Source organism: Pseudomonas sp. PME37.24/025, assembly GCF_055556615.1.
On sequence record NZ_JBVHNK010000528.1, the window covers coordinates 1 to 202 of the forward strand.

Below are 202 nucleotides of genomic sequence, written 5' to 3' on the forward strand. Positions count from 1 at the left end.
GCAGCGGACGGGACTCGAACCCGCGACCCCCGGCGTGACAGGCCGGTATTCTAACCGACTGAACTACCGCTGCGCGTCGGTGGAGGCTTTTAAAAGCTTCCATCTTGCTTTCGCAAGACTCTCGGAAGTGGTGGGTGATGACGGGATCGAACCGCCGACATTCTGCTTGTAAGGCAGACGCTCTCCCAGCTGAGCTAATCAC

1 tRNA gene is annotated in these 202 nt (G+C 58.9%); it reads right to left on the reverse strand.

Going from position 1 to position 202, the window contains the following annotated elements:
* Positions 1-73 (reverse strand) — tRNA-Asp (locus ACZ3HH_RS31330).
* Positions 74-202 lie beyond the last annotated feature (129 nt).